This is a genomic window from Pseudomonas sp. WP18 (genome assembly GCF_036689585.1).
Classification (GTDB): domain Bacteria; phylum Pseudomonadota; class Gammaproteobacteria; order Pseudomonadales; family Pseudomonadaceae; genus Aquipseudomonas; species Aquipseudomonas chlororaphis_E.
The window spans coordinates 657,706-672,385 of the sequence record NZ_CP144758.1 but is presented as its reverse complement, the minus strand read 5'-3'; the positions used below and the strand labels follow the sequence as shown (position 1 = coordinate 672,385).

Annotated in this window: 13 protein-coding genes; 5 read left to right on the top strand and 8 right to left on the bottom strand. The window is 63.0% G+C overall.

The annotated features are described in order from the left end of the window. Position 1: 1 nt before the first annotated feature. The 4 genes from V5F23_RS02860 to V5F23_RS02845 all read right to left on the bottom strand — a co-directional run bounded on the left by V5F23_RS02860 (position 2) and on the right by V5F23_RS02845 (position 5,547). Positions 2 to 916 carry a branched-chain amino acid ABC transporter permease gene (locus V5F23_RS02860; protein ID WP_042732182.1) on the bottom strand — a complete coding sequence of 305 codons (915 nt, stop codon included), beginning with the start codon at positions 914 to 916 and terminating at the stop codon, positions 2 to 4. Between the two features lie 180 nt (positions 917 to 1,096). Then, the gene (locus V5F23_RS02855) at positions 1,097 to 2,233 is read right to left on the bottom strand and encodes a branched-chain amino acid ABC transporter substrate-binding protein (protein WP_047736046.1); all 1,137 of its coding nucleotides are present in this window, start codon (positions 2,231 to 2,233) and stop codon (positions 1,097 to 1,099) included. A gap of 370 nt (positions 2,234 to 2,603) precedes the next feature. Then, the gene (locus V5F23_RS02850) at positions 2,604 to 3,887 is read right to left on the bottom strand and encodes an FAD-binding oxidoreductase (RefSeq protein ID WP_123579452.1); all 1,284 of its coding nucleotides are present in this window, start codon (positions 3,885 to 3,887) and stop codon (positions 2,604 to 2,606) included. 169 nt (positions 3,888 to 4,056) lie between these two features. Continuing rightward, positions 4,057 to 5,547 (bottom strand): aldehyde dehydrogenase family protein, encoded by a 1,491-nt coding sequence (locus V5F23_RS02845; protein ID WP_338497502.1) that lies wholly within the window; start codon positions 5,545 to 5,547, stop codon positions 4,057 to 4,059. 166 nt (positions 5,548 to 5,713) lie between these two features. Between V5F23_RS02845 and gcvA the strand changes: the two genes are divergently transcribed. The 3 genes from gcvA to nadE all read left to right on the top strand — a co-directional run bounded on the left by gcvA (position 5,714) and on the right by nadE (position 8,814). Beyond that, positions 5,714 to 6,622 (top strand): LysR family transcriptional regulator, encoded by a 909-nt coding sequence (gene gcvA / locus V5F23_RS02840; RefSeq protein ID WP_042732627.1) that lies wholly within the window; start codon positions 5,714 to 5,716, stop codon positions 6,620 to 6,622. A gap of 133 nt (positions 6,623 to 6,755) precedes the next feature. Continuing rightward, positions 6,756 to 7,982 (top strand): nicotinate phosphoribosyltransferase, encoded by a 1,227-nt coding sequence (gene pncB, locus V5F23_RS02835; protein WP_042731285.1) that lies wholly within the window; start codon positions 6,756 to 6,758, stop codon positions 7,980 to 7,982. Positions 7,983 to 7,986: 4 nt separating this feature from the next. After that, positions 7,987 to 8,814: an ammonia-dependent NAD(+) synthetase gene (gene nadE / locus V5F23_RS02830; protein WP_042731286.1), complete on the top strand. Its 828-nt coding sequence runs from the start codon at positions 7,987 to 7,989 to the stop codon at positions 8,812 to 8,814. Between the two features lie 230 nt (positions 8,815 to 9,044). Here the strand turns inward: nadE and azu are convergent, their stop codons facing one another. Continuing rightward, positions 9,045 to 9,491: an azurin gene (gene azu / locus V5F23_RS02825; RefSeq protein ID WP_042731287.1), complete on the bottom strand. Its 447-nt coding sequence runs from the start codon at positions 9,489 to 9,491 to the stop codon at positions 9,045 to 9,047. A 350-nt stretch (positions 9,492 to 9,841) separates the two neighbouring features. On the opposite strand from azu, the gene V5F23_RS02820 reads away from it, so the two are divergent. Further along, positions 9,842 to 10,429 (top strand): TIGR00730 family Rossman fold protein, encoded by a 588-nt coding sequence (locus V5F23_RS02820; RefSeq protein WP_042731288.1) that lies wholly within the window; start codon positions 9,842 to 9,844, stop codon positions 10,427 to 10,429. A gap of 67 nt (positions 10,430 to 10,496) precedes the next feature. Continuing rightward, the gene (locus tag V5F23_RS02815; RefSeq protein WP_042731289.1) at positions 10,497 to 10,679 is read left to right on the top strand and encodes a hypothetical protein; all 183 of its coding nucleotides are present in this window, start codon (positions 10,497 to 10,499) and stop codon (positions 10,677 to 10,679) included. 53 nt (positions 10,680 to 10,732) lie between these two features. Here the strand turns inward: V5F23_RS02815 and V5F23_RS02810 are convergent, their stop codons facing one another. The 3 genes from V5F23_RS02810 to V5F23_RS02800 all read right to left on the bottom strand — a co-directional run bounded on the left by V5F23_RS02810 (position 10,733) and on the right by V5F23_RS02800 (position 14,620). Further along, positions 10,733 to 11,110 carry an NUDIX domain-containing protein gene (locus V5F23_RS02810; RefSeq protein WP_042731290.1) on the bottom strand — a complete coding sequence of 126 codons (378 nt, stop codon included), beginning with the start codon at positions 11,108 to 11,110 and terminating at the stop codon, positions 10,733 to 10,735. 130 nt (positions 11,111 to 11,240) lie between these two features. Beyond that, on the bottom strand, positions 11,241 to 12,134 hold the full coding sequence (locus tag V5F23_RS02805) for a transglutaminase family protein (RefSeq protein WP_042731291.1): 894 nt from the start codon (positions 12,132 to 12,134) through the stop codon (positions 11,241 to 11,243). Next, positions 12,134 to 14,620 carry a circularly permuted type 2 ATP-grasp protein gene (locus V5F23_RS02800; RefSeq protein WP_042731292.1) on the bottom strand — a complete coding sequence of 829 codons (2,487 nt, stop codon included), beginning with the start codon at positions 14,618 to 14,620 and terminating at the stop codon, positions 12,134 to 12,136. The genes V5F23_RS02805 and V5F23_RS02800 overlap by 1 nt, the downstream gene beginning before the upstream one ends. Between the last annotated feature and the right edge of the window lie 60 nt (positions 14,621 to 14,680).

Genomic DNA, 14,680 nt, shown 5'->3' with positions numbered 1-14,680 from the left:
CTTATACCTTCGCCACGAGTGGGCGACCCAACAGGCCTTGGGGACGGAAAATCAGAATCAGCACCAGCAGCGAGAAACTGAACACGTCTTTATAGTCAGAGTTGATCAGACCGGAGAACAGCGACTCGGAGATCCCGAGGATGATTCCGCCGAGCATCGCCCCAGGCAGGGAGCCAATGCCGCCGAGCACCGCCGCGGTGAACGCCTTGATGCCGATGATGAAGCCGGCATAGAAGTCGAACGTGCCGTAGTTCATGGTGATCAGCACGCCGGCCAGGGCCGCCATGGCGGCACCGATGATGAACACGTAGGAAATCACCCGGTCGGTGTTGATCCCCAGGATCGAGGCCATCTTGCGGTCTTGCTGGGTGGCGCGGCACATGCGCCCCAGCTTGGTGTACTTGATGATGTAGGTCAGCAGGGCCATCCCGGCAAACGCCGCCACCAGGATGAAGATCTTGGTGTAGGTCAGTTGCACGAAACCACTGCCGATGTCGACGCGCATGGCGCCTTCGAGCAGTGTCGGCACGCCCTGCTGGCGGGCGCCCTGGCTGATCTGGGCGTAATTCTGCAGGATCAGCGAGATACCGATGGCACTGATCAGCGGTGCCAGGCGGGTGGAGTTGCGCAGGGGTTTGTAGGCGACGCGTTCGATGACCCAGCCGTAGACCCCGGTGACCACGACTGTGAATACCAGGGTGCCGAGGATCATCAGCGGGAAGGATTCGATACCGAAGTAAGCCAGCAGAGCCAGACTGATTGCCGCGAGGTAAGCGGAAATCATGTAAACCTCGCCGTGGGCGAAGTTGATCATGCCGATGATGCCGTAGACCATTGTGTAGCCGATGGCGATCAGACCATAGACCGACCCGAGGGTCAGGCCGTTGATCAGTTGCTGCAGGAAAATACCATCCATAACGCGATCTCACGCATTTGAAAGGCTGCACGCACAACGCGGCGACGGACCGGGGTTCAGCCGCCGACGCGGCACGATGTGTGCGCAGCTTTCGAGAGAAAAGACAGGTGGGTCTTAGCCCGGGAAGGACGATCGTGGTGAGGGAGCAAGCTCCCTCGCCACAAGCCGTTATCCCTTCAATTATTTCTGTTTTTCCAACTGATGGTATTTGCCGTCCTTGTCCCACTGGTAGACCACGTAGTCGGAGACCTTCAGGTCACCCTTGGCGTCCCACTCTTTCTTGCCCATGACGGTCTGCACCGGATTGGCCTTGAGCCACTTGGCCGCGTCCTCGCCCTTGTTGGACTTGGCACCGTTGAAACCGGCGGCCAGCGCCTGGACCGACGCGTAGGCGTACAGGGTGTAGCCTTCAGGCTCGACGCCCTGGGCCCGGAAAGCGTCCACCACGGCCTTGCTGTCTGGCAGCAGGCGCGGATCGGCGCCGAAGGTCATGTACACGCCATCGACGTATTGCGCGCCGCCGGCGGTGGTGACCAGTTCGTCGGTGACGATGCCATCGTCGGACATGAATTTCACGTCCTTGAGGCCTTGTTCACGCAGTTGGCGAACCAGCGGGCCGGCTTCCGGGTGCAGGCCACCGAAGTAGACCACGTCGGCACCGGCCGCCCGGATCTTGGTGACCACGGCGCTGAAGTCTTTCTCGCCACGGGTCAGGCCTTCATACAGCACGGCCTTCACGCCACGCTTCTCCAGCTGTGCCTTGGTGGCATCCGCCAGGCCCTGGCCGTAGGTGTCCTTGTCGTGCAGCACGACGACTTTCTTGCCCTTGAGCACGTCGACGATGTAGTCGCCGGCCACGATGCCCTGCTGGTCGTCACGCCCGCACATGCGGAACATCGCGCTCAGGCCGCGCTCGGTCACTGCCGGGTTGGTCGAGCCTGGGGTGATGGCGATGACACCCGCCTCGTCATAGACCTCGGAGGCCGGGATGGTGTTGGACGAGCAGAAGTGCCCGACCACGCCAATCACCTTGTCCTGGTCCACCAGGCGGTTGGCCACGGCCACGGCCTGCTTGGGTTCGCAGGCGTCGTCGCCGGCGACCAGGACGATTTTCTCACCGTTGACGCCACCGGCCTTGTTGATGACATCAGCGGCCGCCTGGGCACCTTTCATGTATTGCTCGCCGAAGGCCGCATTGGCCCCCGTCATTGGCCCCGCCACACCGAATTTCACATCAGCCTGCGCAAACGCGGACACACCCAGCGCAGCTGCCACTGCGAGGGCCAGGAAGCCTTTCTTGTAAAACGTCTGGGACATGAGGTGGTGCTCCAAGGTTTTTTTTAGTTGGCACTGCGACTTCATTTCACTGAGAAGCTCAGAGCAAGGGCCGTGCCATCGGTTTTTTATTCTGAAAAAAGTCGCTGCTTTATTGTTATTTCGACTGTTTCGGGCCCTTTTTCATAGGGCGTGCAACCGTCTAAACCGCACAAGGTGCAACCTTGCATTTATGTGGGTGAAACCCTCCATGAGCCATCATTGCAACCATCGTACGAAACGACGTGCAACCACGCTGTAACATCCTGCGTCACCGAACTGCACACTGGCGGTGCGCAACTGCTACAACCCGCACCATAACAGGCTAGCCGCTGCGCCGGAAAACGCGGCGCGCGGTAACATTTTTCTACACTCAGATGACGATCCGCAGGCACTGGCCCGCGTGATACAGCGAAAAACCCGCCTCGTACAGGCAACTGCGCAACCCCACGCCGGCCAGCGGCTGCATGGGCGCGAAGGGGATCGGCAGCGCCTTCGCGTCGCCCTGGCAAAGGTAGTCGGCGAAGGCCTTGCCGACCACCGTCCCGGTGGTCACCCCGCGCCCGTTGTAGCCCGTCACGGCCACCAGCCCAGGAGCCGGCTCGAACAGGCGCATCAGGTGATCCGGGGTAAAGGCAATGCACCCGGTCCAGGTGCATTCCCACTCCACGGGCTTGAGATAGGGAAAATAGTGGCGCTGTACCCGGTCGGCCCACGCCTTGAGGAACCAGGTCGGCTTGCGGTTGCCATTGCCCAGGCTGCCGAGCAACAAGCGACCGTCCTTGTCCCGGCGAATGCTGCTCAAGACCTGGCGGGTGTCCCACGAACCCTGTCCGCCCGGCAGGATGCGCCGGGCCGCGTCGTCGGTCAGCGGGACCGAGGCGACCTGGTAGTAATAGCCTGGGAAAAAGTTGCGCCGCAGCTCGGTCCAGTCGCCTTCGGTGTAGGCGTTGGACGCGATCACCACCTGCTCGGCCAGCACCGAGCCCTGGGCCGTTTGCACCGACCAGCGCTGGCCTTGGCGCTCCAGGCGGGTGACCGGGGAGTGATCGAACAACTGCCCGCCAAGGTCCCTGGCCGTCTTGGCCAGGCCGCTGGCGTAAGCCATGGGGTTGAGCGTGCCGGCGCGTCGGTCGAGCAAGGCGGCGGCGATTTTCGAGGTGCCCGTGGCCTCGACGCAGGCTTGCCCGGTGAGCAGCTCCACTGGGGCGCCACGGCGCTTCCATTGGGCTTCGCGACTGCGCAGGTCAGCCTCGCCCCGGGCGTTATGGGCCATGTGCAGGGTGCCTTCGCGGCGCAACTGGCAGTCGATGTTGTATTTGTCGACGAGGCTGAACACCAGGGCTGGCGCGGCCCCCAGCATGCGATTGAGCTGGCTGCCCACCGCTTCGCCGAACCCGGCCTCGATCTCGTCCGGCGGGATCCACAGGCCGGCGTTCACCAGCCCGACGTTGCGCCCCGAGCCTCCATGCCCGGCCCGATGGGCCTCCAGCAACGCAACGCGCTTGCCCTGCTCCAGCAAATGCACGGCTGCCGACAGCCCGGTGAAGCCGGCGCCGATCACGCAGACATCGGCTGTGATCTCCCCGGTGAGCGAAGTATTTTCAGGCCTTTGCGGCGTCAGTTTTTCCCACAGACATTCTTCGCGTAACGGCATTGCCAGACTCCGAAAAAGAAACCCAACCCCTACACATTCAGCTGTGGGAGCGGGCTTGCTCGCGAAAGCGGCGGCACATTCAACGGCTATGTGACTGACGCACCGCTATCGCGAGCAAGCTCGCTCCCACAAAGGATCTCCACGAATTGAAAATCCGCCCCTAACAACCTCAGTCGAAGGTAATCCCTTGGGCCAACGGCAGCTCCAGCGAGTAGTTCACGGTATTGGTCTGGCGGCGCATGTAGCCGCGCCAGGCGTCGGAACCGGATTCGCGACCGCCGCCGGTTTCTTTCTCGCCACCGAAGGCGCCGCCGATTTCCGCGCCACTCGGGCCGATGTTGACGTTGGCGATGCCACAGTCGCTGCCCACCGCCGACATGAACTGTTCGGCTTCACGCACGTCAGTGGTGAAGATGCAGGACGACAGGCCCTGGGGCACGGCGTTGTTCAGGTGCAGGGCCTCGGCGAAGTCCTTGTAGCCGACCACGTACAGGATCGGCGCGAAGGTTTCGTGGCGCACGACGTCGCTCTGCTCCGGCATCTCGACGATGGCGGGCGACACGTAATAGGCATTCGGAAACTGGTCTTCGAGCTGGCGCTTGCCGCCGAACACCCGCCCGCCTTCGCTCAGGGCCTGCTCCAGCGCATCCTGCATGTTGTCGAAGCTGTGCTGGTCGATCAGCGGCCCGACCAGGTTGCCTTCCAGCGGATGGCCGATGCGCACTTTCGAATAGGCGGCCTTGAGGCGGGTGACGATTTCATCCTTCACCGACTCGTGGGCGATCAACCGGCGCAACGTGGTGCAACGCTGGCCGGCGGTGCCGACGGCGCTGAACAGGATCGCGCGCACGGCCATGTCCAGGTCGGCGCTCGGCGCGAGGATCATGGCGTTGTTGCCGCCCAGTTCGAGGATGCTGCGGGCAAAGCGCGCGGCGACTTTCGGCGCGACTTCGCGGCCCATGCGGGTGCTGCCGGTGGCACTGATCAACGCCACGCGAGGATCGTCCACCAACGCTTCACCGGCGTCGCGGCCGCCGATGATCACCTGGCTCAGGTACGGCGGCGCATCGCTGAAGTTCTTCAGCACGCGCTCGAACAGCGCCTGGCAGGCCAGGGCGGTGAGCGGGGTCTTTTCCGAAGGTTTCCAGATCACCGCGTTGCCGCACACCAGGGCCAGGGTGGTGTTCCAGGCCCAGACCGCCACCGGGAAGTTGAACGCGCTGATGACCCCGACCACGCCCAGCGGGTGCCAGGATTCACGCATGTGGTGGCCCGGGCGCTCGGAGGCGATGGTCAGGCCGTACAACTGGCGGGACAGGCCGACGGCGAAGTCGCAGATGTCGATCATCTCTTGCACTTCACCCAGGCCTTCCTGGGTGATCTTGCCGGCTTCCCACGACACCAGTTCGCCAAGGTCGGCCTTGTACTGGCGCAACAGGTCGCCGAATTGACGCACCAGTTCGCCACGGCGCGGCGCCGGCACCTGGCGCCACAGGTCAAAGGCATGCTCGGCACGGCTGACCTGCTGCTCGACTTCAGCGGCACCTTCCCAGTTCACGGCGCCGATGCGGCTGCCGTCGATAGGTGAATGCACCGGCTGGGTGCCGTTCTGGTACAGGGCCGAGTCGACACCGAGACGATCAAGCAATGCAGCAACCATGGAAAATTCCTCACGCAAAAGACAATAGGCGGCAACCGGACGAAGACGGCTGATCAGGACTGTAGTTGTAGCTGGCGCGAGACTTGGCAACAAACGACCATTAAGCGAGATATCATTCCGTTTATTCATGCTGCCCAGGCAGAGCGACCGGAAACAAGGCCTCACCATGCTCAACAAACGCTATTTGCCATCGATCACGGCGCTGCAATGCTTCGAAGCGGTGACGCGGCACTTGAGTTTCACCCGCGCCGCCGAAGAACTGCACCTGACCCAGAGCGCCGTCAGCAAGCAGGTCGCGCAACTGGAAGAACTGTTGCAACACTTGCTGTTCCGGCGCGTCCGCCGCCGCCTGCAACTCACGCCGGCCGGCGAGTTGTACCTGGGTGAAGTGCGAAAAATCCTCACGCAGGTGGAGATGTCCACCCATTACCTGCGTTCCTACGGCGGCGACACTGAAGTCCTGCGGGTTTCCACGCCTCCGACCTTCGGTGCTCGCTGGCTGGTCCCGCGCCTGAAGGGCTGGCGGCTGCGCCATCCGACGATTCATCTGGACCTGTGCAGCGAACAGGAAGCCGACGACCTGCTGCAAGGACGCAGCGACCTGGCCTTTTATTTCGGCCAGGGCTCACGACCCGGTTCCGAATCCCTGAAACTGTTCAGCGAAGAACTGGTACCGGTCTGCGCCCCCGGCAGCCTGCCCGAACGGCCCTTCAGCGACCCGACCCAACTGGCCGACCTGGTCCTGCTGCAGAACGCCTCCCGCCCACAGGCCTGGCACGACTGGTTCGACAGCCAGGGCTACCACACCGAACACAGCTATCACGGGCCACGCTTCGAAACCTTCTACATGTGCATCCGCGCCGCCCAGGTCGGCTGCGGTGTGGCGCTGCTGCCGCGTTTTCTGGTGGAAGAAGAACTGGCCGACGGCAAACTGGTCATCCCCTGGCAACACGCGATGCCCAGCACCAGCGCCTATTACCTGGCCTACCCCGAGCACTCGGCGGAGGTGCCCAAGGTGAAGTCGTTTGTGGAATGGATGCTTGAACAGATCGGCAACCCGGATCTGCCACATTAACTGCATCCCTCGCCACAAAGATCTGCGGGACTAAAAAACACTGGCAATACCCATCCAGGTTATGCGCCACTAACCTTTTCAACAAACCGCTGCACCCCGCTGCCCGACGCAGCGACCTGCCTGGAGACCCGCCATGAGCGAGAGTGTATTTGCCGATCGTATCGTGCAGAACCTGCTCGACACCGACTTCTACAAACTGACGATGATGCAGGCGGTGCTGCACAACTACCCCAACGTTGAAGTCGAATGGGAGTTTCGTTGCCGCAACAGCGAAGACTTGCGCCCCTACCTGGCGGAGATCCGCTTCCAGATCGAGCGCCTGGCCGAGTTGAGCCTGAGCGCCGATCAATTGGGGTTCCTGGAACGCATCAGCTTTCTCAAGCCGGACTTCCTGCGCTTCCTGGGCCTGTTTCGCTTTAACCTGCGGTACGTGCACACCGGCATCGACAACGGCGAGCTGTTCATCCGCCTGCGGGGGCCGTGGCTGCACGTGATCCTGTTCGAAGTACCGCTGCTGGCCATCGTCAGCGAAGTGCGCAACCGCTATCGCTACCGGGAAATAGTCCTGGAACAGGCGCGGGAGCAGCTGTACCGCAAGTTCGACTGGCTGACCGCCAATGCCAGCGCCGACGAGTTGTCCGAACTGCAGGTCGCGGACTTCGGCACCCGGCGACGCTTTTCCTACCGCGTCCAGGAAGAAGTGGTGAACGTGCTCAAGCATGATTTCCCCGGACGTTTCGTCGGCACCAGCAACGTGCACCTGTCCCGGGAGCTGGACATGAAACCCTTGGGTACCATGGCCCACGAATGGATCATGGCGCACCAGCAACTGGGCCCGCGGCTGATCGACAGCCAGATCGCCGCCCTCGACTGCTGGGTGCGCGAGTACCGGGGCCTGCTGGGGATCGCGCTGACCGATTGCATCACCATGGACGCATTCCTGGCGGATTTCGACCTGTTCTTCGCCAAGCTGTTCGACGGCCTGCGCCATGACTCCGGCGACCCGGTGATCTGGGCCGAAAAGGCCATCGCCCACTACCACAAGCTGGGCATCGACCCGATGAGCAAGACCCTGGTGTTCTCCGACAGCCTGAACCTGCCCAAATGCCTGGAGATTTTCCGCGCATTGCGTGGTCGCATTAATGTCAGCTTCGGTATTGGCACCAACCTGACCTGCGACATTGCAGGTGTAGAGCCAATGAGCATCGTACTTAAAATGATCAGTTGTGACGGGCAACCCGTGGCCAAGATTTCCGACGAGCCCGGCAAGACCCACTGCAAGGACCCCAATTTCGTCGCCTACATGCGACATGTTTTCCAAGTACCTGCCGACCTTATCGACCCCTCTAGCAAGGAGTGAATTCATGCAAGCCGTACAGCGTGAGATTGCTGAACAACTCAACGTCCAGCCACCGTTCGCCGATGACGCGGCCCTCAAGGCTGAAATCGCACGGCGGGTGGGCTTCATCCAGGATTGCCTGGTCAATTCCGGGCTCAAGTCCCTCGTGCTGGGCATCAGCGGCGGAGTCGATTCGCTGACCGCCGGATTGCTGGCCCAACGGGCGGTGCGTGAACTGCGGGAGAAAACCGGCAACCCGGCCTACAAGTTCATCGCCGTGCGCCTGCCCTACGAAACCCAGTTCGACGAGCACGAAGCACAAGCCTGCGTGGACTTCATCGAACCGGACGAACGCCACACCGTCAACATCGGCCCGGCGGTCAAGGCGCTGGCCAAAGAGGTGCTGGCCTTCGAAGGCAAGGCACCGGGCTCGCGGGATTTCGTGCTGGGCAATACCAAGGCGCGGATGCGCATGGTGGCGCAGTACACCATCGCCGGTGCCGAACATGGCCTGGTGATCGGCACCGACCACGCGGCCGAAGCCGTGATGGGGTTCTTCACCAAGTTCGGTGACGGCGCCTGCGACCTGGCCCCGCTGAGCGGCCTGGTGAAAAACCAGGTCCGGGCCATCGCCCGTGACTTCGGCGCGCCGGAATCGCTGGTGGAGAAAGTCCCCACGGCCGACCTCGAGGACCTCTCCCCCGGCAAACCCGACGAAGCCGCCCACGGCGTGACTTACGGCGAGATCGACGCCTTCCTGCATGGCAAGACCATCCGCGAAGACGCCGCCCGGATCATCTGCGAAACCTACCGCAAGACCGAGCACAAACGGGTTCTGCCGTACGCGCCATGATCGCGTGAAAGCGAGCCTGCTCGTGACAGCGGGCGGTCAGCCAACCACCCGGTGATGGCGCCGCCGTCTTCGCGAGCGAGCTCGCTCCCACATGGAAGCTGCGGCGTGCACAGCATTTGTGTTCACTGCCAATCCCTTGTGGGAGCGGGCTTGCCCGCGAAGGCGGTGTATCTGTGGCATCTATGTTGAATGTCCGGCCGCCTTCGCGAGCAAGCCCGCTCCCACAGAAATTATTTCAGGGTAACAGTACCTTTCATCATCGAAATGTGGCCCGGGAACGAGCAGAAGAAACCATATTTTTCAGCCGCATCGAGCTTCGACACGTCGAAGGTCACCGAGTCTGTTTCACCGGCACCGATCACTTTGGTATGGGCAATGACGCGGGCGTCACCGTCTTTCAGGTAGTTCTTGTCGATGCCAGCCCCCAGGCCATCGGTCGCGATCGGCTGCATGTCGGCTTCCTTGCTCAGGACCCAGTTATGGCCCATGACGTTTTTCGGCAGGCTGCCCGAATGGGTCAGTTCAACGGTGAATGTCTTGCAGCTCTTGTCGATTTCGATGGCCTTGTTGCTGAAGGACATCTGGTCGGTGGAATCGATCGTGGTCTTGCACTCCGCTGCCATCAGTTGGCTGCTGGCCAGCGTCAACAGGGATACCGCAACAAGTTTGGCAAACATCGTGAATCTCCAAGGCATGGTTAGAAAATTCCTTCAAAGGGGAAGACTGCCTTAATTTCAGACAAGTTCCTATGACCTGAATCAAACATTGTATACAACTTAAGGCTATCAGCCTGATGGACACAATCAACCAGCCAGATGCACGAGCCAGCCCTATGATCGGCTCCATCAACCTCTGGAGCGTCCACCATGAACCTCAACAGCCTGTTGTGCAGCTTGCTCGCCGCCTACGCCTGCGGCGCCAGTGGCACCTACGAAAAACCCCAGCGCGAAGGCTAAGACCTTAAGCGCCTTTGCACACCCGTGACGAGGCTTTACTCTGCAACGGTCATCGACCCACGGAGTAAAGCATGTCCATTGCATCTGTTTGTGTATTTTGCGGCGCCAGCACCGGCAGCCATCTCGCCTACCGTGAAGCGGCGCAGGCCCTGGGAAAGGCGTTGGCCGAGCGCAAGCTGACACTGGTCTATGGCGGCGGTGCCGTCGGCCTGATGGGCATCGTTGCCGACGCGGCCCTGGCGGCCGGCGGTGAAGTCATTGGCATCATTCCCCAAAGCCTGAAGGACAAGGAGATCGGCCACGCCGGCCTGACCCGCCTGGAGGTGGTGGACGGCATGCATGCCCGCAAGGCGCGCATGGCCGAACTCAGCGATGCCTTCATCGCCCTGCCCGGCGGCCTCGGCACGCTGGAAGAGTTGTTCGAGGTCTGGACCTGGGGCCAGCTCGGCTATCACGGCAAACCGCTGGGCCTGCTGGAAGTGAACGGGTTCTACAGCAAACTGACCGGTTTCCTCGACCACATCGTCGGCGAAGGCTTCGTCCGGGCGCCGCATCGTGACATGCTGCAAGTGAGCGAATCGGCCCATGACCTGCTCGACGCGCTGGACGAATGGCAACCCTCGGTGCAGCCGAAGTGGGCCGAACAAAAACCCCGCTAACGGCTCGGCCCCGATACAGGGCAGAATACGCGCCGCTCTACCTCCCTTCGACCCCAGAGGAACGCCCATGGCCAAACCCAATTATTCCTTCGCCAAACGTCAGAGAGACCTGGCCAAGGAGCAGAAGAAAGAGGAAAAGCTGCAGCGCAAGAAAGCCTCGGCTGAAGAAGCGGCACTGAGCCACGACGCCGAAAGCGACATGACCACCGACGAAGGTGACGCACCGAAAGACCCGGCGTCTGACGCCTGATCCCTCCTGGCCCGCCGGTCCTGTGTCCTGGGTCGGCAGCCCCGCTGCCGGCCTTACGAACCCAATGCCCGGCCAATCGACTGGCGATAGCCCTGCGGCAGGTTGGCCGGCAACCGGCTCGGCTCGAACAGACCAATCTCCTTGTGTTCATGGCTGATCGTCGGCACGAAACCACCCTGTAGCTGGCAGCGATAGGTGGCGATGAACACGTGCTTGCCGGGAATCACCTCGAACAGGTACGTGTCCAGCGGCTCGCCCACGCTCACATCGACCGCCAGCTCCTCGGCGATCTCCCGCGCCAGGCATTGCGGCGCCGTCTCGCCCAGCTCGATCCGCCCACCGGGCAATTCCCACTCGTCTCGCTCATTGAGCATCAGCACGACCAGGCCTTCGGGGGATTGCAGGACGCCTTTGATGGAAACCGGGAACATGACGCTTTCCTCGCGATTGAATACCTTGCCTGTGGGAGCGGGCTTGCTCGCGAAGGCGGTGTGCCAGCGACCTCGTCATCGACTGACAACCCGCTTGCGCGAGCAAGCCCGCTCCCACACAGTGATCGTCCTATGACTCAACCGGCATCACCGTCACCCGCACCTCGGGATCGTGGTTGCCGCCGCCCAGGATCACCCCGCGCAACGGCGACACATCGGAAAAGTCGCGGCCCCAGGCCAAGGTGATGTGCTCCAGGGCCGGCTGCACATTGTTGGTCGGATCAAAATCCACCCAGCCCAGCACCGGGCAATACACCGACACCCAGGCGTGAGACGCGTCGGCGCCGATCAGGCGGGGCTGGCCGGGTGGCGGCTGGGTCAGCAGGTAGCCACTGACGTAACGCGCCGCCAGCCCGCGTGAGCGCAGACTGGCCAGCATCAGGTGGGCAAAGTCCTGGCACACGCCCCGCCGCCGCTCCAGCACCTCCACCAACGGCGTCGCCACCTGGGTCGCTTCGGCGTCGAAGGTGAATTCCTGGAAAATCTTTTCCATCAACGCCCGGACCCCGAGCATCAACGGCCGGCCCGGCGGGAAACAGCTTGCGGAAAACTCGACGAAACTGCGCTTGAGGTGCACATAGGGCGACTCGAAGCGGTAACGGCACGCCTCCAGCACCGGGGCCGTGAGCGGCCGGCCACTGTAGCTCAGGGCCTGGCAGGTCGACTCCCAGGCCGGGGACATATTGAAATCCAGCTCAGGACGGGCCAGCACTTCGACGCTCAACCGTGCGTTGACCTGTAACTCATCGTGCGGTCGCTCGAAAGCCAGCCGGGTCAGCGGGTTGCCGAACACGTCCTGCTCATCGCGGCGGGTGGTCGGTTCCGGGCTGATCAACAACTGCTGCTCGGTACAACGTTGCCACTCACACGGCCGTGGCCACAGGTGCGCGAGCTGCTGGGCCAGGGAAACCGGACTATCGTAGTGGTAATGGGTGTCGTGGAAAATCTGGTAATGGGCGCTCATCAGACGGACACCGTGCGCTGGCTGACATCATCGACATGGGCAAAGTGACGCAAGGCCAGGCGATCGGACACCTGACCGCTGACATCGGCCACTTCCTGGAGCAGGTCGGCCAACCCGTCGAGCGCCGCGCGCAGGCTGGTTTCGCCGAACAACGGGTTTTCCAGGCAACGCAAATCGAAGCGTGAAAGGCGCGTCACCAGGTCCGGCAAGGCAACGTCACGGGGCGCGCCGAAGTCATCGTTGAGACGCTTGAGGGTGCGGGCCACCAGTTTCAACTGAAAGAGCACCGCATGGGGGTTCTGCTCGTCCAGCAACAGCAGGTCGAGCACCGGGATCAGTTGCGCCACCGCCAAATAGCGCGAGCGGTAGGTGATGCTGCTGTTACCCAACTCCAGCAACCATTCCAGCCCGGCCTGATCGAACACGGCCTCGCCCCGCAGGAATGCCGCCAGGCTGCTGCTGAGAAATTGCAGGCGCTCCAGACGCCGGCCGATCATCAGGAAGCGCCAGCCCTCGTCGCGGGTCATGTCGTCCAGGGCAAAACCGGACAACGCCGCCAGGGACATCACCAGCCGGTTGAGGAAGTCCAGCAGTTCGCCGAAATCCGGCTCGGCGGTGTCCAGTTCCATGGCCTCGCGCTGCAGCTCAACCAGCGCCTGCCAGTTCTCCCGCGACAACTTCCCACGCACCTGGGACGCCGCCCACTGCAAGCGCTGCAGGTTGGAGCGCAGGCTGAACGACCAGTCCTCGCCCAGCAGGGCCGCCAGCAGCCGCTCGGGCAATTGGCCCTCGTCGGGCAGCAACATCAGGCTTTCGCCCAGGGCCACCGCCGACTGCAAGGCCTGCGGATCATCGCCGTCGACGTAGCGCGCGAGCATGATCCGCAACAGCCGCGCGCTGTCGTCGCAGCGCTCGCAGTAGCGGCCGAACCAGAACAGGTTTTCCACCACCCGCGACGGCAGGTACGGGTCACGGCGAACCAGGTCGTGGACGCCTACGGTCCGCTGGGCGGCCCACTGCTCGCCGCCCGGTGCCTGCTCCGCCAGCACCCAGGTGTCCTTGCTGGCGCCACCGCGCTGCATCGACACCACCTCGGCGTCGGCCTCGGCGGCCACGCGCGTCAGGCCACCGGACAGCACCCGATAATCATCCTTCCCGGCCACCGCATACACGCGCATGCCAATGGCCCGGGGCTGGATCTGCCCGTCCTCGGCCTGCCAGACCGGAGCCTGGGACAGTTGCGCCAGCTCCTGGGCGACGTACGCGTAGGGACGCGCCTGCATGCGCGCCGCCAGTTGGCTACGCTGCTGTTCGCTCAGGTCGCGGCCGAACACCGGGTTGAAGCTCTGCGAGGGGAACGCCGGCTTGATCAGCAGTTCAGGCAACTTCTCCAAGGCCTGGGCCAGCACCGGTGGCTCACCGCACCACCAGGTGGCGATCGACGGCAGCAACAACGCTTCGCCGAACAGGTACTGGTTGATTTGCGGCAAAAAGCCCAACAACCCTGGCGACTCCAGCACGCCGCTGCCCAAGGCATTGGCCACCAGCACCCGGCCTTGGCGCACCGCCTCCAGCAACCCCGGCACGCCCAAGGCCGAATCGGTGCGCAGTTCCAGCGGGTCACAGAAATCATCGTCGAGCCGACGCATGATGGCGTGGACCCGGCGCAGGCCGCTGAGGGTCTTGAGGTAGACCGTGGCGTCCCGGACGGTCAGGTCGCTGCCTTCCACCAGCGGATAACCCAGCTGGCGCGCCAGGTACAGGTGTTCGAAATAGCTTTCGTTGAACCGCCCCGGCGTCAGCAGCACCACCAACGGCGCCTCGCCATCGCTGGGCGCCTGGCGTGCCAGGGTTTCCTGCAGGGTCCGGAAGAAGCCGGACAGGTGCCGCACCTTGAGGTCACGGTACAACTCAGGAAACGCGCGGGAAACGATCATGCGGTTTTCCAGCGCATACCCGGCCCCCGACGGCGCCTGGGTCCGATCCGCCGTGACCCACCAGCGGCCATCGGGTGTGCGCGCCAGGTCTACCGCGTACAGGTGCAGGAAGTTGGCGCCCGGCTGGGCAATGCCCTGGCAGGGCCAGAGGAAATTGTTGTGCCCGAACACCAGTTCCGCCGGCAACAGGCCCTCGCTGATCAGCCGCTGTGGCCCGTACAGATCCGCCAGCACGGCGTTGAGCAGGCGGCCGCGCTGGGCGATGCCGGCCGACAGGTGCTTCCACTCCTGGGCATCGATGACGTGCGGCAGCAGGTCCAGTTCCCACGGCCGATCCGCACCCTTGGGGTCCGCGTAGACGTTGTAGGTCACGCCGTTTTCCTGGATCTGCCGCGCCAGCAGGGCCTGGCGCTGGATCAACTGGGCCGGCGTGCTGCGTTGCAATTGGTCGAGCAGCCGTCGCCAGTGCGGGCGCACCGCACCGCTGTCGTCCAGCAATTCGTGATAGGTGCCCGTCGTCAGCGGGTAACGGTCAAGCAGGTCAGGCATGGAAAGCTCGGCAGACGGCAATGAAGGATCAGACTAGCGCAAGCAGATGACGCGCGGATA